This window comes from Streptomyces sp. NPDC050147 (assembly GCF_040660195.1).
Lineage (GTDB): Bacteria > Actinomycetota > Actinomycetes > Streptomycetales > Streptomycetaceae > Streptomyces.
The window spans coordinates 1-18,073 of the sequence record NZ_JBFALJ010000053.1 but is presented as its reverse complement, the minus strand read 5'-3'; the positions used below and the strand labels follow the sequence as shown (position 1 = coordinate 18,073).

Annotated in this window: 14 protein-coding genes and 2 pseudogenes; 8 read left to right on the top strand and 8 right to left on the bottom strand. The window is 68.0% G+C overall.

Annotation, left to right across the window (positions count from 1 at the left end; all coding sequences use genetic code 11):
* Positions 1 to 17: 17 nt before the first annotated feature.
* Both AB0I94_RS41545 and AB0I94_RS41540 read left to right on the top strand, forming a co-directional pair.
* Positions 18 to 581: an AAA family ATPase gene (locus AB0I94_RS41545; protein WP_363315011.1), complete on the top strand. Its 564-nt coding sequence runs from the start codon at positions 18 to 20 to the stop codon at positions 579 to 581.
* 65 nt (positions 582 to 646) lie between these two features.
* Complete coding sequence (locus AB0I94_RS41540) at positions 647 to 1,948, top strand: ATP-binding protein (protein WP_363315012.1); 1,302 nt, start codon at positions 647 to 649, stop codon at positions 1,946 to 1,948.
* A 130-nt stretch (positions 1,949 to 2,078) separates the two neighbouring features.
* On the opposite strand, the gene AB0I94_RS41535 is transcribed toward AB0I94_RS41540, so the two are convergent.
* Positions 2,079 to 2,351, bottom strand: a complete 273-nt coding sequence (locus tag AB0I94_RS41535; RefSeq protein WP_363315013.1) for a hypothetical protein — start codon at positions 2,349 to 2,351, stop codon at positions 2,079 to 2,081.
* An 831-nt stretch (positions 2,352 to 3,182) separates the two neighbouring features.
* On the opposite strand from AB0I94_RS41535, the gene AB0I94_RS41530 reads away from it, so the two are divergent.
* Positions 3,183 to 3,887, top strand: a complete 705-nt coding sequence (locus AB0I94_RS41530) for a hypothetical protein (RefSeq protein ID WP_363315014.1) — start codon at positions 3,183 to 3,185, stop codon at positions 3,885 to 3,887.
* 173 nt (positions 3,888 to 4,060) lie between these two features.
* On the opposite strand, the gene AB0I94_RS41525 is transcribed toward AB0I94_RS41530, so the two are convergent.
* The 4 genes and pseudogenes from AB0I94_RS41525 to AB0I94_RS41510 all read right to left on the bottom strand — a co-directional run bounded on the left by AB0I94_RS41525 (position 4,061) and on the right by AB0I94_RS41510 (position 8,514).
* On the bottom strand, positions 4,061 to 4,459 hold the full coding sequence (locus tag AB0I94_RS41525; RefSeq protein WP_363315015.1) for a restriction endonuclease: 399 nt from the start codon (positions 4,457 to 4,459) through the stop codon (positions 4,061 to 4,063).
* A complete protein-coding gene (locus tag AB0I94_RS41520; protein ID WP_363315016.1) occupies positions 4,456 to 4,953 on the bottom strand; it encodes a hypothetical protein in 498 nt (165 codons plus the stop codon). The genes AB0I94_RS41525 and AB0I94_RS41520 overlap by 4 nt, the downstream gene beginning before the upstream one ends.
* A 1,106-nt stretch (positions 4,954 to 6,059) precedes the next feature.
* Positions 6,060 to 8,071: pseudogene (locus AB0I94_RS41515) on the bottom strand (Helicase associated domain protein); the annotation flags it as partial.
* Between the two features lie 53 nt (positions 8,072 to 8,124).
* Positions 8,125 to 8,514: a hypothetical protein gene (locus tag AB0I94_RS41510; RefSeq protein WP_363315017.1), complete on the bottom strand. Its 390-nt coding sequence runs from the start codon at positions 8,512 to 8,514 to the stop codon at positions 8,125 to 8,127.
* 1,045 nt (positions 8,515 to 9,559) lie between these two features.
* Between AB0I94_RS41510 and AB0I94_RS41505 the strand changes: the two genes are divergently transcribed.
* The 4 genes and pseudogenes from AB0I94_RS41505 (at position 9,560) to AB0I94_RS41490 (ending at position 14,013) form a co-directional block, all read left to right on the top strand.
* Positions 9,560 to 9,949 carry a hypothetical protein gene (locus AB0I94_RS41505; RefSeq protein WP_363315017.1) on the top strand — a complete coding sequence of 130 codons (390 nt, stop codon included), beginning with the start codon at positions 9,560 to 9,562 and terminating at the stop codon, positions 9,947 to 9,949.
* Positions 9,950 to 10,002: 53 nt separating this feature from the next.
* A pseudogene (locus tag AB0I94_RS41500) lies at positions 10,003 to 12,014 on the top strand (Helicase associated domain protein); the annotation flags it as partial.
* A gap of 1,106 nt (positions 12,015 to 13,120) precedes the next feature.
* A complete protein-coding gene (locus AB0I94_RS41495) occupies positions 13,121 to 13,618 on the top strand; it encodes a hypothetical protein (RefSeq protein ID WP_363315016.1) in 498 nt (165 codons plus the stop codon).
* Positions 13,615 to 14,013 (top strand): restriction endonuclease, encoded by a 399-nt coding sequence (locus AB0I94_RS41490; protein WP_363315015.1) that lies wholly within the window; start codon positions 13,615 to 13,617, stop codon positions 14,011 to 14,013. Before AB0I94_RS41495 ends, AB0I94_RS41490 begins: the two co-directional genes overlap by 4 nt.
* 173 nt (positions 14,014 to 14,186) lie before the next feature.
* Here the strand turns inward: AB0I94_RS41490 and AB0I94_RS41485 are convergent, their stop codons facing one another.
* Positions 14,187 to 14,891, bottom strand: coding sequence for a hypothetical protein (locus tag AB0I94_RS41485; RefSeq protein ID WP_363315014.1), 705 nt, complete (start codon positions 14,889 to 14,891; stop codon positions 14,187 to 14,189).
* A gap of 831 nt (positions 14,892 to 15,722) precedes the next feature.
* On the opposite strand from AB0I94_RS41485, the gene AB0I94_RS41480 reads away from it, so the two are divergent.
* A complete protein-coding gene (locus AB0I94_RS41480; protein WP_363315013.1) occupies positions 15,723 to 15,995 on the top strand; it encodes a hypothetical protein in 273 nt (90 codons plus the stop codon).
* A gap of 130 nt (positions 15,996 to 16,125) precedes the next feature.
* On the opposite strand, the gene AB0I94_RS41475 is transcribed toward AB0I94_RS41480, so the two are convergent.
* Both AB0I94_RS41475 and AB0I94_RS41470 read right to left on the bottom strand, forming a co-directional pair.
* The gene (locus AB0I94_RS41475) at positions 16,126 to 17,427 is read right to left on the bottom strand and encodes an ATP-binding protein (RefSeq protein ID WP_363315012.1); all 1,302 of its coding nucleotides are present in this window, start codon (positions 17,425 to 17,427) and stop codon (positions 16,126 to 16,128) included.
* Between the two features lie 65 nt (positions 17,428 to 17,492).
* Positions 17,493 to 18,056, bottom strand: a complete 564-nt coding sequence (locus AB0I94_RS41470) for an AAA family ATPase (RefSeq protein WP_363315011.1) — start codon at positions 18,054 to 18,056, stop codon at positions 17,493 to 17,495.
* Between the last annotated feature and the right edge of the window lie 17 nt (positions 18,057 to 18,073).

The window sequence follows — 18,073 nt, the reverse complement described above, 5'->3', positions numbered from 1 at the left end:
GCTGCAGTTGAGCCTCGGTGACTGACGGGGCGCCGGGCAAGGTAGGCACCGAGGACACACGACTCATCGTGATCCGCGGCAACAGTGCCTCAGGCAAGTCCTCCGTCGCGGCCGGTCTGCGCGACAAGTTCGGCCGCAACCTCGCCATCGTCGCCCAGGACAACCTCCGCCGGATCGTGCTGCGCGAACGCGACCGGCCCGGCGGCGCCAACATCGGCCTGATCGACCTCACCGCCCGATACGCACTGGACAACGGCTTCCACGTCGTTGTCGAAGGCATCCTGTACGCCGACCGCTACGGCCCTATGCTCCAGGACCTGGTGCGTACTCACCGCGGTGTCTCGCGTTGCTACTACCTCGATGTGCCGTACGCGGAGACAGTGCGCCGGCACGCGACGAAAGCCGATGCGCAGTACCTTCAGCACGTCACCCCCGACCACCTCAGCGACTGGTACCGGGCGAAAGACCTACTGCCCGATGCGCTGGAGACGGTCGTCGATGCGGACAGCGCCTTGGACGACACCATCCAGCGGATCATGCGGGAGAGCGGCCTGGACCGAGTCCTTCCGATCGATCGCTGACGACGCGATCTGAGCGCAATGGCGATACCTCAGCGCGCGATCTCCGGGCTTCCTATCCTGTGGTGATGGCCAGCACCTGGACCCGTATCCATCAAGAACTCAGCCTGCAACCAAGCCCTTTGACGTTCGAGATGATCGAGCGGGCAACACGGGAGATCGAGGGCGAGCGGGACGACCTCGACTGGAAGCGCGTGCTGCCCAAGAAGCCTGAGGCTGGCCAGTGGTCTGAGTTCGCCAAGGACGTTGCGGCCATGGCGAACGCCAGGGGTGGCCTGCTCGTCTACGGCGTGCGAAATGATCGGGTCATCGCGGGGGTGGAGACGCATGCCGTCTCGACTGAGCACCTCTACAAGTGGCTGCGAGCCCATACCCAACCGTTTGTTGGCGGAGTGGACATCTACCGGCTGGAGGGCAACGAGAAGACGATTCTCGTCGTCGACGTCCCCGCGAGTGCCATGGCCCCGCACTTCGTGCTGGGCACGTCGTCCCGAGACAAGGAGCAGCAGGCGTTCGCAGTTCCGGCACGCTTCGCGGATCACACGACCTGGCTGTCAGAGCACGAGATCGAGCGTGCCTATCGTGACCGGTTCGCACGCCAAGAGGACGCCACGAAAGCTCTGCAACGGCACGTTGCCGAAACACGTGAGGTGGTCCTGGGGGAAGGCAACGACGCAGCCGCCTGGCTGATCATGGTGTCCCGGCCCACGCGCCCGGTTCCGCCGCTCGTCCCCGCCCCACGACGGCACGAGGCTGCCGATACGTTGTCCGCTGCGCTGCCCACCGCAGCCAAGATTCGCGGTGAGTTCTCAGGCAGCCCCATGCGTGAAGCGCTGACTGGTGGACCACGAGTTGGCTTGCGGCGCTGGGTGGATGGAAACTTCCTCACCTCCCCAGGGCAGCGCAGCCAGGGCCGCCTCGCCATGGTGGAACTGCATCACGATGGGACCGTCGTGTACGCAGTCGACGTCTCGCAGGGCGCCTACCGGGCAGGTGCGCTGCCACCAGAGGAGTTCGGAAACGCGGTACCAGTCGAGGCTCACATCGTGCAGAGCGGCGTGTGTGACGCCGTCGCACTCACCCGCGAGGCTCAGCTTGCGCGAAATCTCACCTCTTCCACCGATCTTGCGGCCACGCTCGTCGGCCATCCGGACTCGCACCGAGACGCACACCGGTTCGCCGGCTACGTCGCCGTACTCCAGATACACGGTTTCCCTGACGTCCCCAAGGACTGCAGAAGGCCCCTCGCAATCCGCCAGGTCGGGTACGAGCTCGCCCCACTCGCAGGAATCGAGGAACTGCGTGCAGCTGCCGCATCCCTTGCCTCCGGCCTGCTCAACCAGTTCGGAGTCGAGTCCCACCTCCTGTGAGATGAGCGGGAGCGGCGCATCGTGCTTGGCCGACGATGAGGAGGAGGGCCGTGGCGGTCGCCTCCGCGGCACGAGCGGCGCCCTGTAGCCGGTCCAAGATGCCGTCACACGGTGACGCCGAGACGGTCTGTCACTGCAGGTCAGCGTCGCAATCCGAAGCCTGCCGGGCAGACTTTGCGGCCTGTTGCTTGAGTTCCATCTGGGCTGCCACGAGCTCAGCGCCGCTGAACCGCTCCCAGAAGCGATCTTGGGCGACGGCCGCGGCACGGTCGAGCTCGGTGGCGCGCAGCGTGTTCACCCGCTCGATCTGCTCAGGGGTGTAGCCGGGGCTGTCGGGACGACTGCGCGGCCGCCAGATCTGGGAGTCGTCGAAACCCTCCAGGGGCTCGACCGACCACGGCAACGTGCGGGCCAGGGGAGGCGCGTTCGGCGGCGGCCTGCTGCCGCTCCCGCTCAGCGGTGATCAGGTCGTTGGGGAAGTCGGTGCTCACCAGCCGATATTAGAACGCGGTCGAACGGATGCTGACTGACTCGCCGGAGACGGTGTGTGCTTGTCCGAGTACCTCGGAAGCCTAGGGCGGCACGAACCGAGAGGGCGGTGTGGTGAAGCAACTGCACTTACCCAGACTGGGTAACCTCCTCCCTGACCTGCGCGGTAACTGACCGCAGCTCGACGGCAACTGAGCTCTGGTCAACCTGTGATCGACCGTGGCAGGCCCATCCCTTCAAAGCGGGGGAGGAAGGGCGAGAAGCGAATTGATCCAGGCACAGGCCAGCACCACCGGCTTCGTCGTCTTGCACCGGTGGGCGGAGGTTCTGGAGCGGCACTTCCCGCCCCAACTCCCCGATCCCCACCACACCATCGAGTAGCCCCGACCACGGCCGACCCTGGTACCGGCGTGACTACCGGCGTAGGTACCGGCGTGACTACCGGCGGGATGGGGTAACCGACAGTGTTCGTGCAGGTCAGTACGCATTGGAGAGGTGCGAAGGCCGCTGACACCTCTTCCCTCCTGGTGAGGGAGAGGCCTCTTCTCACTACCTGGCGCGTCAGCGGATCGGGGCCGGACTCGGCGATGAGCTGCGCGACTTCGGCTGAGTACGGCGCTCGTGACGCTTCCGTCGCTCGGCGGGCTCAGTTCGTGCATAGATCTGGCGAGTAAGCGATAGGCGGATCTACCAACAGTCGGGAGACAATTTGCGGTTCGGTCATCGCGGAGCTAAAGGAGGAGAGTTGGCTGAAGACGCGCACGGTTCGGCACAGCAGCCCGAGGGCAACACTGGATCGGATGGGAACGAGCCAACGCAGCAGCCCGACTCGGGTGCAGGACCGGAAGCCACGCCGGAGAACGCGACGCTGAGGCGCCGATGGGCAGCGCTGTGGGACCGGAACAACTGGGCCACACTCGTCGTGCTGCCGCTAGCGGGAGCTTTCGCGCTCTGGGCAATCCAGAGCGTGAGCGGGTGGCTCGCGGCCCAGGCCAATCCGCCTGGGCTGACGGCCTACGCTCTCAACCCCAGGCCTTGCGTGCCTGCTGTACTTCCCATCACCCTGGAAACCAAGACGGACAAGGCGGTCCTGGTGACGGGCATCGACGTCACCGTCGTGTCCAGCAAGGCGCCGCCACACAGTAAGAAGAAAAAGAAGCCTCCGACCTACGGGTGCAACACCGTGCACGACCCTGCATTTGACGTGAACCTTGCGCAGCATCCGGTCCCCGTCATCCCCCGGGGCAAGAAGCCCACGCCTGACCGCACGGACTTCCCTTTCACCATCTCCCCTGACCAGCCAAAGCAGCTCACCCTCAACGTCGACCCTGCGAAGCGGGACGTTCTCTTCAAGGTAAAGGTCGAATGGGTCGCAGGCGGCGAGTATGGAAGCGTCACCCTTGGTGCTGGCGACACCAGGAATCCCGAAGGTATTCGGGTAAGTGGGTGAGCAGGGGCGCCCGTGCATCTCTTGCGATCGAGGGTGTGGCACAAGTCCGCCTCGACCAGCTGTGCCGTTTCCGTACCGCAATCGCGAAACGGCTGTTCCTCGACTGCGAAGGCAGTGTGCTCGCTTCGTGGTGGTCGCCCGGCGCCGACGGGGGTGGCGGCGCCGGGCGACGATCAGCGGGAGGCCGTGGCGGCTTCCACCGCGGGCGCGGCGTCCTGGAGCCGGTCCAGCCGCTCGTACAGCGCGCGCAGCAGGCGCGCCTTGTTCTTCACTCCGTGCAGGTTGCGCGACCGCTGCGACAGGCGGCCGTCGGCCTCACCCAACACGATCTCAGCGAACAGACGCCGTCCGTCGTCGGGCAGCATGCTCGCGTGCCCGCGTACATCGGCGGCGACCGCGTGGGCGGCCCCGGTCAGCAGGAGCCCGACCTGTTCGTAGTCGTCGGGCTGGAGCGCGCCCGGATCGGACCACGCGAGCACCGCCCGGACCACGCGTTCGTGCGTTGAGCGATCGAGGGGCAGCTCCGCGTCGATCCGGCCTTCGGGGTCGTACAGCACGGTGTGGCCGTTCATGACACGGGCGCCTTCGCACGTGCGGGGGAGGTGAGCTCCCGCAGATGGGCGGCGAACCGGTCGGCCGCAACGAGCGCGGGCGGTGTGCCACCGCGGGGGTGGCTGATCCAGTCGGCCGCGATCGTGCCGTCCTGCGGCGTGCTCGGGGTGAGCAGCTGGTGTCCGCTGGACAGCACCCGGACACCGGGGATGTCCTCGAAGGTGTTGCCGGAGTCGGCCGGCACCGCGACGTACAGCCGGTCGCTCAGGTGGTCGGCGAGGACTTGGTAGCCGCGCCGGGTGCCCGCGCGCATCGCGGCGAGTGCGTCCAGCCCGGCCGCCATCGGTTCGACGGCCACCATGTCCCACTCCCGGCCGCACACCGCCCAGCCGGTGCGGTTGTAGCTCAGCAGCCACAGCCCGCGCTTGGCGTCGGTGACCGCGGCCAGCTCGTGCCAGGTCGCAGTGGCGGGCTTCGTGGCCTTGGCCGTTCTTGCGGCGGAAGCGTTCGCCATCACGGTCTCCCTGATCGGTCGTCACGTCACTGTCCACGCAAGCAGGAACGCCTCCTCGGGTGCGACGTGCCACCGATGAAAGAACGATGTAAGTCGGCCGCTGCGGGTGAACTGCGGCCAAGGCCGGGGCAGGAGAACCAGGGGAGCGGTACGGTCGCCGCACCCGTCCGACGCGTGGACCCGGAGCCGGTATGGCCGACCACCGCAAGCCCAGCCCCAACACCCGGCTGCGCGCTGTCCGCGAACTTGAATTCCAGATGAGCCGCAGCGAGTTCGCCAAGAAGGTCAATGCGACCGGGAAGGCGATGGGGGAGAACGTCGCCTGTGGAGCGCGCCTGGTGGCGGACTGGGAAGACGGGAAGGTCCTCTGTCCCCGCGCCGTCTACCAGCGCATCCTGACCACGATGACCAGCGGGCGAAGCATGGCCGACCTCGGCTTTCGCCTGCCCCCACGAGCACTGTCCGTACCGCCCGCCGCCGGTCCGTACGGGCCGGAGGAGGACGACGTGGAGCGACGCGCCTTCCTGTTCGACGGCGCGGGCGTGCTCCTGGCGCCCCCGCTCACCGGGCAGCAGCAGGCGCCGGGACGGGTCGGCGCGAGCGAGGTGCGCACCGTAAGGACGGCCGTGACCAAGCTGTACGCCCAAGACCACGACCATGGCTCCGCCCCGCTGCGCCAGGCCGCGTCAGATGCGCTGCACACCGCCTATCAGTGGCTCCAGTCGGGGACGTACACCAGCCGCACCGAGTCGAAGCTGCGATCGGCGACCGGCGGCCTGGCGGTCGCCGCCGGATGGCTCTCCTACGACTCCGGCCGCGCTGGCGATGCCCACTCGCTGTACGGCGAGGCCCTCGCCGCCGCCCGGATCGCGGGCGACCCGGAACTCGAGGCACACGCCTTCGGCTGCCTCTCTCTGTTGGCGAAGGCGCAGGGGCGGCCGCGTGAAGCGATCTCCGCCGCGCAGGGTGCGCAGACCGTCGCCCGCCAACTTGGCTCCCCGCGGCTGCTCTCCCTCTTTCACATGCGCGAGGCCGGCGGCTGGGCGCTGATGGGCGACGCCGCTGCCACCGACCAGGCGATCGTCCGCGCCCACACCTTCTACGCCAAGCGCCCCGGCCGACGACTGAACCGGTAGTCCTTCGGCACGACGCTGCTCGTTCTCGGCAGCCTTGCGGGCGGCGGCCCGGGCGTTCTTCAACCAGATGCCCACCTTCGCGCCCTGGAAGGTGGCGCCCAGCGGGGCCAGGAGGTGCCCGTGTTCGGCAGCCCACCCGCGCGCAGCGGACAGGCCCTCCTCCCACGCGACGTCGAAGTGCGACCAGATCATGCCGAGCTTCTCCAACTGCGCGACGCGGTCGGCGTCCATGTCGCCGCGGGCGTAGAAGCGGCGTACGTCGGCGGTCCACTGCCCGAGCGGGAACCCGGCGAGCGAGGCCGGCCACCCCGCGGCTTCCGCCTCCTGGACGTCGACGGCGGCGGGCACCCGGAACGTGAACGGGACGCGCAGGTCGCCGTGCTCGCGGGCGTAGATGACGGCGGCTTCCACACCGCGCCGCCAGTGCTCGTGCTCGGGGTTGAGGACGCGCAGGTTGATGAACGCGGCGAGGGCGGCCGGGTCGCGGGGCGTGGAGAACTTCAGCAGGGCCCGGGCGGGAGCGCTGACGCCTCCGGAGCCCTCACCGCTCCCCTCCGTGCTCTTCCCGCTGTCGTCCTTGCTGACGGGCTTGTAGCGGCTCGGGGCCTGCTGCTCCGCGAGGCTCTCCACGATCCGCGCGTCGTGCGCCCGCAGCGCCTCCAGCAGCTTGGCCAACCCGCCGAAGGCCCGGGAGGTGAGCATGTTGTCGGCCGTCTCGCCCGGCCCGAGCAGCACCGGCACCACGAGGCTTGCCACCTTGCCCTCGCCGGGCTGCATCCGCAGTGCCCGGCCCACGGCCTGGACCAGGTCCGGCATCGAGCCGCGCACATCCGCCCAGTAGACGGAGTCGCAGTTCTTGGTGTCGACGCCTTCGCCCAGGACCTTCACCGAGCACAGGAAGCACTTCTCCACCACGGTGCCGTCCGTGGCGATCCCGGCCGCGAACTCCCCGAGCAGGCGGCGCCGGTGGAGTGGCTTGTGGTCCCCGCACAGCCAGTCCGCCCAGATCGTCTTCGGGTACAGCTCGGGGTCGGATGAGTGCAGCTGCGCGGCGACGTCGGGCAGGCCGGCCGCGAACGCTTCGGCTTCCTTGACGACGTGGTGGAAGACGAGCGTGCGCCGGAAGTTCTCCTCCGCCGACGCCTTCACCAGGGCGGTCTGCAGGGCAGCGAGCCGCGCCCCGCGGACCTCTGCCGACCGGCTTTCAGCGCCCAGGAGCTGTGCGGCCTGGAGCGCGGTGTCGGTGACGTCCACGCAAACGACCTGGTAGGGGGCACAAATTCCCCGGTCGATGGCCTCCGAGAGCGTCAACGTGAACGCCCTGCTGCCGAAGGGCCCCTCCGGGTCGTCTTCCATGCTCGCGACCAGCTCGCCCGGTGCGCCGGCCTCGTCCTCGTCCCCGAGCTGCCACAGCCGGGGCGTGGCCGTCATGTACAGACGACGCAGGGACGGGATCTTTTGGTTGTCGTGGACGACCGCCCACGGCTTCCCGATCCGGCCCGAAACGCGGTGGGCTTCGTCTACGACGATCAGGTCCCAAGCCGCGAGGCCCCCGGCGTGCGCCCGCTCCAGCGTGCCGAGTCCGAGGCTGGCGTACGTGGCGTACACGGTCACCTTGTCCAGGCCCCGCGTCCACTCCACCAACTCGTCCACGTCTGTGGTTTGGGGAAGGACACCTCCTCACCCCGCAGCGAGGACACTCCGATCATCGGCCCCCGGCGGCCTCCCTCGCGCCAGGCGGCCTCGGTCTGGGCGAGCAGGTCCAGCGAGGGCACGAGGACCAGCACACGGCCCGCGTGGAGCTCCTCCGCGCTGCGGACCGCGACTCGGGTCTTCCCGGACCCGGTCGCCATGATCACCTGCGTTCGAAGCCCTCGTTCGGGCACAAGTGATCTTGCAGGCAATTCGAGGGCGCGCAGGACCGCGTCAATGGCTTCTCGCTGGGCTGCCTCTCGTTGGTCAGCGCGGCCTGTGTGCGACATATTTGCCTGCCTTCTCCTAAATGCTTCCATGGGGTGCCTGCGGGTGTGGGCGGTTAGGCGCAGGGGTCGACTTCGGGGTGTGTGAACTGCACGGGCTTGCCCAGCGACCGGGCGTAGGCGATTTCGGCTCGGGTGCTGTCTCCGATGTAGCCGCCGACAACGAGCACCTCATCAGCGAGCCGGATCTTCGCCCGGTGCAGCTCGTCGAGTCGAATCTTCAGTGCCTCGGCCTCGACAGGATCGGACCAGAGTTCGTGCGGCGACTTCATGTCAATGCCCGGTTTGACGACGATCTTTCCGGCTTTGGTCTCCCGCAGATCGGCCTCGTTCATTTCGGTCATGAAACGGGTGGAGCCGCAGATCACGACGATATACGGGAGGCTCAACTGCTCCTTCGCGTTGGCGAGTTTCTCCTCGGGGGTGTGTGGTTGCGGGTATGACACTGGTTCCTCCTGGTGGTGTGATCCAAGGGGTGCCGGATCGGTCCGGGGTGGTGTGCTCTGAGTCCAGAGTCTATCCCGCTCTCAAAATGAAACACACCGAATGCTTAGATTCCTCTTAACGTGGCTGAAGGTTGCTAGTTTTGCTTGATCGCAAGCCAATCCGGAGCCTTGATACCCCCTCAGTCCACTCTCCTTGTTCGAGTGACAGGCCCCCGGCGCCACTGCTCTCTCCCGACCACCCGTCACTACCCCTTCCCTTACTGCCGTTTGTGGCGTGAGCCCTATGGGTGGGCCGCGCGGAGCGTGGCACGCCTTGCCCGCACTGGAGTTGATGGGTCGGCCGCGAGTGGCTGGAGCGCAGCGGAGGCCACCGGTCGGCCGGAGGCCGACCGCGCCTCGCAACGCGAGGCGCCTGCCCTGCGGTTGGCGGTGGGCGCGGAGCGCGTGCCGCCTGGCGGTGAGCGGAGCGAGCCGCATCCGCTCACGCGGAGCGGGAGCGGCCGGGGAGCGCAGCGACCCGGTTCGCTTCTTCGGGCGCAGCCCGAAGGGACCCGCTCCGCGGGAGCGGATGCGGCTCGCTCCGCTCACCGCCAGGCGGCACGCGCTCCGCGCCCACCGCCAACCGCAGGGCAGGCGCCTCGCGTTGCGAGGCGCGGTCGGCCTCCGGCCGACCGGTGGCCTCCGCTGCGCTCCAGCCACTCGCGGCCGACCCATCAACTCCAGTGCGGGCAAGGCGTGCCACGCTCCGCGCGGCCCACCCATAGGGCTCACGCCACAAACGGCAGTAAGGGAAGGGGTAGTGACGGGTGGTCGGGAGAGAGCAGTGGCGCCGGGGGCCTGTCACTCGAACAAGGAGAGTGGACTGAGGGGGTATCAAGGCTCCGGATTGGCTTGCGATCAAGCAAAACTAGCAACCTTCAGCCACGTTAAGAGGAATCTAAGCATTCGGTGTGTTTCATTTTGAGAGCGGGATAGACTCTGGACTCAGAGCACACCACCCCGGACCGATCCGGCACCCCTTGGATCACACCACCAGGAGGAACCAGTGTCATACCCGCAACCACACACCCCCGAGGAGAAACTCGCCAACGCGAAGGAGCAGTTGAGCCTCCCGTATATCGTCGTGATCTGCGGCTCCACCCGTTTCATGACCGAAATGAACGAGGCCGATCTGCGGGAGACCAAAGCCGGAAAGATCGTCGTCAAACCGGGCATTGACATGAAGTCGCCGCACGAACTCTGGTCCGATCCTGTCGAGGCCGAGGCACTGAAGATTCGACTCGACGAGCTGCACCGGGCGAAGATCCGGCTCGCTGATGAGGTGCTCGTTGTCGGCGGCTACATCGGAGACAGCACCCGAGCCGAAATCGCCTACGCCCGGTCGCTGGGCAAGCCCGTGCAGTTCACACACCCCGAAGTCGACCCCTGCGCCTAACCGCCCACACCCGCAGGCACCCCATGGAAGCATTTAGGAGAAGGCAGGCAAATATGTCGCACACAGGCCGCGCTGACCAACGAGAGGCAGCCCAGCGAGAAGCCATTGACGCGGTCCTGCGCGCCCTCGAATTGCCTGCAAGATCACTTGTGCCCGAACGAGGGCTTCGAACGCAGGTGATCATGGCGACCGGGTCCGGGAAGACCCGAGTCGCGGTCCGCAGCGCGGAGGAGCTCCACGCGGGCCGTGTGCTGGTCCTCGTGCCCTCGCTGGACCTGCTCGCCCAGACCGAGGCCGCCTGGCGCGAGGGAGGCCGCCGGGGGCCGATGATCGGAGTGTCCTCGCTGCGGGGTGAGGAGGTGTCCTTCCCCAAACCACAGACGTGGACGAGTTGGTGGAGTGGACGCGGGGCCTGGACAAGGTGACCGTGTACGCCACGTACGCCAGCCTCGGACTCGGCACGCTGGAGCGGGCGCACGCCGGGGGCCTCGCGGCTTGGGACCTGATCGTCGTAGACGAAGCCCACCGCGTTTCGGGCCGGATCGGGAAGCCGTGGGCGGTCGTCCACGACAACCAAAAGATCCCGTCCCTGCGTCGTCTGTACATGACGGCCACGCCCCGGCTGTGGCAGCTCGGGGACGAGGACGAGGCCGGCGCACCGGGCGAGCTGGTCGCGAGCATGGAAGACGACCCGGAGGGGCCCTTCGGCAGCAGGGCGTTCACGTTGACGCTCTCGGAGGCCATCGACCGGGGAATTTGTGCCCCCTACCAGGTCGTTTGCGTGGACGTCACCGACACCGCGCTCCAGGCCGCACAGCTCCTGGGCGCTGAAAGCCGGTCGGCAGAGGTCCGCGGGGCGCGGCTCGCTGCCCTGCAGACCGCCCTGGTGAAGGCGTCGGCGGAGGAGAACTTCCGGCGCACGCTCGTCTTCCACCACGTCGTCAAGGAAGCCGAAGCGTTCGCGGCCGGCCTGCCCGACGTCGCCGCGCAGCTGCACTCATCCGACCCCGAGCTGTACCCGAAGACGATCTGGGCGGACTGGCTGTGCGGGGACCACAAGCCACTCCACCGGCGCCGCCTGCTCGGGGAGTTCGCGGCCGGGATCGCCACGGACGGCACCGTGGTGGAGAAGTGCTTCCTGTGCTCGGTGAAGGTCCTGGGCGAAGGCGTCGACACCAAGAACTGCGACTCCGTCTACTGGGCGGATGTGCGCGGCTCGATGCCGGACCTGGTCCAGGCCGTGGGCCGGGCACTGCGGATGCAGCCCGGCGAGGGCAAGGTGGCAAGCCTCGTGGTGCCGGTGCTGCTCGGGCCGGGCGAGACGGCCGACAACATGCTCACCTCCCGGGCCTTCGGCGGGTTGGCCAAGCTGCTGGAGGCGCTGCGGGCGCACGACGCGCGGATCGTGGAGAGCCTCGCGGAGCAGCAGGCCCCGAGCCGCTACAAGCCCGTCAGCAAGGACGACAGCGGGAAGAGCACGGAGGGGAGCGGTGAGGGCTCCGGAGGCGTCAGCGCTCCCGCCCGGGCCCTGCTGAAGTTCTCCACGCCCCGCGACCCGGCCGCCCTCGCCGCGTTCATCAACCTGCGCGTCCTCAACCCCGAGCACGAGCACTGGCGGCGCGGTGTGGAAGCCGCCGTCATCTACGCCCGCGAGCACGGCGACCTGCGCGTCCCGTTCACGTTCCGGGTGCCCGCCGCCGTCGACGTCCAGGAGGCGGAAGCCGCGGGGTGGCCGGCCTCGCTCGCCGGGTTCCCGCTCGGGCAGTGGACCGCCGACGTACGCCGCTTCTACGCCCGCGGCGACATGGACGCCGACCGCGTCGCGCAGTTGGAGAAGCTCGGCATGATCTGGTCGCACTTCGACGTCGCGTGGGAGGAGGGCCTGTCCGCTGCGCGCGGGTGGGCTGCCGAACACGGGCACCTCCTGGCCCCGCTGGGCGCCACCTTCCAGGGCGCGAAGGTGGGCATCTGGTTGAAGAACGCCCGGGCCGCCGCCCGCAAGGCTGCCGAGAACGAGCAGCGTCGTGCCGAAGGACTACCGGTTCAGTCGTCGGCCGGGGCGCTTGGCGTAGAAGGTGTGGGCGCGGACGATCGCCTGGTCGGTGGCAGCGGCGTCGCCCATCAGCGCCCAGCCGCCGGCCTCGCGCATGTGAAAGAGGGAGAGCAGCCGCGGGGAGCCAAGTTGGCGGGCGACGGTCTGCGCACCCTGCGCGGCGGAGATCGCTTCACGCGGCCGCCCCTGCGCCTTCGCCAACAGAGAGAGGCAGCCGAAGGCGTGTGCCTCGAGTTCCGGGTCGCCCGCGATCCGGGCGGCGGCGAGGGCCTCGCCGTACAGCGAGTGGGCATCGCCAGCGCGGCCGGAGTCGTAGGAGAGCCATCCGGCGGCGACCGCCAGGCCGCCGGTCGCCGATCGCAGCTTCGACTCGGTGCGGCTGGTGTACGTCCCCGACTGGAGCCACTGATAGGCGGTGTGCAGCGCATCTGACGCGGCCTGGCGCAGCGGGGCGGAGCCATGGTCGTGGTCTTGGGCGTACAGCTTGGTCACGGCCGTCCTTACGGTGCGCACCTCGCTCGCGCCGACCCGTCCCGGCGCCTGCTGCTGCCCGGTGAGCGGGGGCGCCAGGAGCACGCCCGCGCCGTCGAACAGGAAGGCGCGTCGCTCCACGTCGTCCTCCTCCGGCCCGTACGGACCGGCGGCGGGCGGTACGGACAGTGCTCGTGGGGGCAGGCGAAAGCCGAGGTCGGCCATGCTTCGCCCGCTGGTCATCGTGGTCAGGATGCGCTGGTAGACGGCGCGGGGACAGAGGACCTTCCCGTCTTCCCAGTCCGCCACCAGGCGCGCTCCACAGGCGACGTTCTCCCCCATCGCCTTCCCGGTCGCATTGACCTTCTTGGCGAACTCGCTGCGGCTCATCTGGAATTCAAGTTCGCGGACAGCGCGCAGCCGGGTGTTGGGGCTGGGCTTGCGGTGGTCGGCCATACCGGCTCCGGGTCCACGCGTCGGACGGGTGCGGCGACCGTACCGCTCCCCTGGTTCTCCTGCCCCGGCCTTGGCCGCAGTTCACCCGCAGCGGCCGACTTACATCGTTCTTTCATCGGTGGCACGTCGCACCCGAGGAGGCGTTCCTGCTTGCGTGGACAGTGACGTGACGACCGATCAGGGAGACCGTGATGGCGAACGCTTCCGCCGCAAGAACGGCCAAGGCCACGAAGCCCGCCACTGCGACCTGGCACGAGCTGGCCGCGGTCACCGACGCCAAGCGCGGGCTGTGGCTGCTGAGCTACAACCGCACCGGCTGGGCGGTGTGCGGCCGGGAGTGGGACATGGTGGCCGTCGAACCGATGGCGGCCGGGCTGGACGCACTCGCCGCGATGCGCGCGGGCACCCGGCGCGGCTACCAAGTCCTCGCCGACCACCTGAGCGACCGGCTGTACGTCGCGGTGCCGGCCGACTCCGGCAACACCTTCGAGGACATCCCCGGTGTCCGGGTGCTGTCCAGCGGACACCAGCTGCTCACCCCGAGCACGCCGCAGGACGGCACGATCGCGGCCGACTGGATCAGCCACCCCCGCGGTGGCACACCGCCCGCGCTCGTTGCGGCCGACCGGTTCGCCGCCCATCTGCGGGAGCTCACCTCCCCCGCACGTGCGAAGGCGCCCGTGTCATGAACGGCCACACCGTGCTGTACGACCCCGAAGGCCGGATCGACGCGGAGCTGCCCCTCGATCGCTCAACGCACGAACGCGTGGTCCGGGCGGTGCTCGCGTGGTCCGATCCGGGCGCGCTCCAGCCCGACGACTACGAACAGGTCGGGCTCCTGCTGACCGGGGCCGCCCACGCGGTCGCCGCCGATGTACGCGGGCACGCGAGCATGCTGCCCGACGACGGACGGCGTCTGTTCGCTGAGATCGTGTTGGGTGAGGCCGACGGCCGCCTGTCGCAGCGGTCGCGCAACCTGCACGGAGTGAAGAACAAGGCGCGCCTGCTGCGCGCGCTGTACGAGCGGCTGGACCGGCTCCAGGACGCCGCGCCCGCGGTGGAAGCCGCCACGGCCTCCCGCTGATCGTCGCCCGGCGCCGCCACCCCCGTCGGCGCCGGGCGACCACCACGAAGCGAGCACACTGCCTTCGCAGTCGAGGAACAGCCGTTTCGCGATTGCGGTACGGAAACGGCACAGCTGGTCGAGGCGGACTTGTGCCACACCCTCGATCGCAAGAGATGCACGGGCGCCCCTGCTCACCCACTTACCCGAATACCTTCGGGATTCCTGGTGTCGCCAGCACCAAGGGTGACGCTTCCATACTCGCCGCCTGCGACCCATTCGACCTTTACCTTGAAGAGAACGTCCCGCTTCGCAGGGTCGACGTTGAGGGTGAGCTGCTTTGGCTGGTCAGGGGAGATGGTGAAAGGGAAGTCCGTGCGGTCAGGCGTGGGCTTCTTGCCCCGGGGGATGACGGGGACCGGATGCTGCGCAAGGTTCACGTCAAATGCAGGGTCGTGCACGGTGTTGCACCCGTAGGTCGGAGGCTTCTTTTTCTTCTTACTGTGTGGCGGCGCCTTGCTGGACACGACGGTGACGTCGATGCCCGTCACCAGGACCGCCTTGTCCGTCTTGGTTTCCAGGGTGATGGGAAGTACAGCAGGCACGCAAGGCCTGGGGTTGAGAGCGTAGGCCGTCAGCCCAGGCGGATTGGCCTGGGCCGCGAGCCACCCGCTCACGCTCTGGATTGCCCAGAGCGCGAAAGCTCCCGCTAGCGGCAGCACGACGAGTGTGGCCCAGTTGTTCCGGTCCCACAGCGCTGCCCATCGGCGCCTCAGCGTCGCGTTCTCCGGCGTGGCTTCCGGTCCTGCACCCGAGTCGGGCTGCTGCGTTGGCTCGTTCCCATCCGATCCAGTGTTGCCCTCGGGCTGCTGTGCCGAACCGTGCGCGTCTTCAGCCAACTCTCCTCCTTTAGCTCCGCGATGACCGAACCGCAAATTGTCTCCCGACTGTTGGTAGATCCGCCTATCGCTTACTCGCCAGATCTATGCACGAACTGAGCCCGCCGAGCGACGGAAGCGTCACGAGCGCCGTACTCAGCCGAAGTCGCGCAGCTCATCGCCGAGTCCGGCCCCGATCCGCTGACGCGCCAGGTAGTGAGAAGAGGCCTCTCCCTCACCAGGAGGGAAGAGGTGTCAGCGGCCTTCGCACCTCTCCAATGCGTACTGACCTGCACGAACACTGTCGGTTACCCCATCCCGCCGGTAGTCACGCCGGTACCTACGCCGGTAGTCACGCCGGTACCAGGGTCGGCCGTGGTCGGGGCTACTCGATGGTGTGGTGGGGATCGGGGAGTTGGGGCGGGAAGTGCCGCTCCAGAACCTCCGCCCACCGGTGCAAGACGACGAAGCCGGTGGTGCTGGCCTGTGCCTGGATCAATTCGCTTCTCGCCCTTCCTCCCCCGCTTTGAAGGGATGGGCCTGCCACGGTCGATCACAGGTTGACCAGAGCTCAGTTGCCGTCGAGCTGCGGTCAGTTACCGCGCAGGTCAGGGAGGAGGTTACCCAGTCTGGGTAAGTGCAGTTGCTTCACCACACCGCCCTCTCGGTTCGTGCCGCCCTAGGCTTCCGAGGTACTCGGACAAGCACACACCGTCTCCGGCGAGTCAGTCAGCATCCGTTCGACCGCGTTCTAATATCGGCTGGTGAGCACCGACTTCCCCAACGACCTGATCACCGCTGAGCGGGAGCGGCAGCAGGCCGCCGCCGAACGCGCCTCCCCTGGCCCGCACGTTGCCGTGGTCGGTCGAGCCCCTGGAGGGTTTCGACGACTCCCAGATCTGGCGGCCGCGCAGTCGTCCCGACAGCCCCGGCTACACCCCTGAGCAGATCGAGCGGGTGAACACGCTGCGCGCCACCGAGCTCGACCGTGCCGCGGCCGTCGCCCAAGATCGCTTCTGGGAGCGGTTCAGCGGCGCTGAGCTCGTGGCAGCCCAGATGGAACTCAAGCAACAGGCCGCAAAGTCTGCCCGGCAGGCTTCGGATTGCGACGCTGACCTGCAGTGACAGACCGTCTCGGCGTCACCGTGTGACGGCATCTTGGACCGGCTACAGGGCGCCGCTCGTGCCGCGGAGGCGACCGCCACGGCCCTCCTCCTCATCGTCGGCCAAGCACGATGCGCCGCTCCCGCTCATCTCACAGGAGGTGGGACTCGACTCCGAACTGGTTGAGCAGGCCGGAGGCAAGGGATGCGGCAGCTGCACGCAGTTCCTCGATTCCTGCGAGTGGGGCGAGCTCGTACCCGACCTGGCGGATTGCGAGGGGCCTTCTGCAGTCCTTGGGGACGTCAGGGAAACCGTGTATCTGGAGTACGGCGACGTAGCCGGCGAACCGGTGTGCGTCTCGGTGCGAGTCCGGATGGCCGACGAGCGTGGCCGCAAGATCGGTGGAAGAGGTGAGATTTCGCGCAAGCTGAGCCTCGCGGGTGAGTGCGACGGCGTCACACACGCCGCTCTGCACGATGTGAGCCTCGACTGGTACCGCGTTTCCGAACTCCTCTGGTGGCAGCGCACCTGCCCGGTAGGCGCCCTGCGAGACGTCGACTGCGTACACGACGGTCCCATCGTGATGCAGTTCCACCATGGCGAGGCGGCCCTGGCTGCGCTGCCCTGGGGAGGTGAGGAAGTTTCCATCCACCCAGCGCCGCAAGCCAACTCGTGGTCCACCAGTCAGCGCTTCACGCATGGGGCTGCCTGAGAACTCACCGCGAATCTTGGCTGCGGTGGGCAGCGCAGCGGACAACGTATCGGCAGCCTCGTGCCGTCGTGGGGCGGGGACGAGCGGCGGAACCGGGCGCGTGGGCCGGGACACCATGATCAGCCAGGCGGCTGCGTCGTTGCCTTCCCCCAGGACCACCTCACGTGTTTCGGCAACGTGCCGTTGCAGAGCTTTCGTGGCGTCCTCTTGGCGTGCGAACCGGTCACGATAGGCACGCTCGATCTCGTGCTCTGACAGCCAGGTCGTGTGATCCGCGAAGCGTGCCGGAACTGCGAACGCCTGCTGCTCCTTGTCTCGGGACGACGTGCCCAGCACGAAGTGCGGGGCCATGGCACTCGCGGGGACGTCGACGACGAGAATCGTCTTCTCGTTGCCCTCCAGCCGGTAGATGTCCACTCCGCCAACAAACGGTTGGGTATGGGCTCGCAGCCACTTGTAGAGGTGCTCAGTCGAGACGGCATGCGTCTCCACCCCCGCGATGACCCGATCATTTCGCACGCCGTAGACGAGCAGGCCACCCCTGGCGTTCGCCATGGCCGCAACGTCCTTGGCGAACTCAGACCACTGGCCAGCCTCAGGCTTCTTGGGCAGCACGCGCTTCCAGTCGAGGTCGTCCCGCTCGCCCTCGATCTCCCGTGTTGCCCGCTCGATCATCTCGAACGTCAAAGGGCTTGGTTGCAGGCTGAGTTCTTGATGGATACGGGTCCAGGTGCTGGCCATCACCACAGGATAGGAAGCCCGGAGATCGCGCGCTGAGGTATCGCCATTGCGCTCAGATCGCGTCGTCAGCGATCGATCGGAAGGACTCGGTCCAGGCCGCTCTCCCGCATGATCCGCTGGATGGTGTCGTCCAAGGCGCTGTCCGCATCGACGACCGTCTCCAGCGCATCGGGCAGTAGGTCTTTCGCCCGGTACCAGTCGCTGAGGTGGTCGGGGGTGACGTGCTGAAGGTACTGCGCATCGGCTTTCGTCGCGTGCCGGCGCACTGTCTCCGCGTACGGCACATCGAGGTAGTAGCAACGCGAGACACCGCGGTGAGTACGCACCAGGTCCTGGAGCATAGGGCCGTAGCGGTCGGCGTACAGGATGCCTTCGACAACGACGTGGAAGCCGTTGTCCAGTGCGTATCGGGCGGTGAGGTCGATCAGGCCGATGTTGGCGCCGCCGGGCCGGTCGCGTTCGCGCAGCACGATCCGGCGGAGGTTGTCCTGGGCGACGATGGCGAGGTTGCGGCCGAACTTGTCGCGCAGACCGGCCGCGACGGAGGACTTGCCTGAGGCACTGTTGCCGCGGATCACGATGAGTCGTGTGTCCTCGGTGCCTACCTTGCCCGGCGCCCCGTCAGTCACCGAGGCTCAACTGCAGC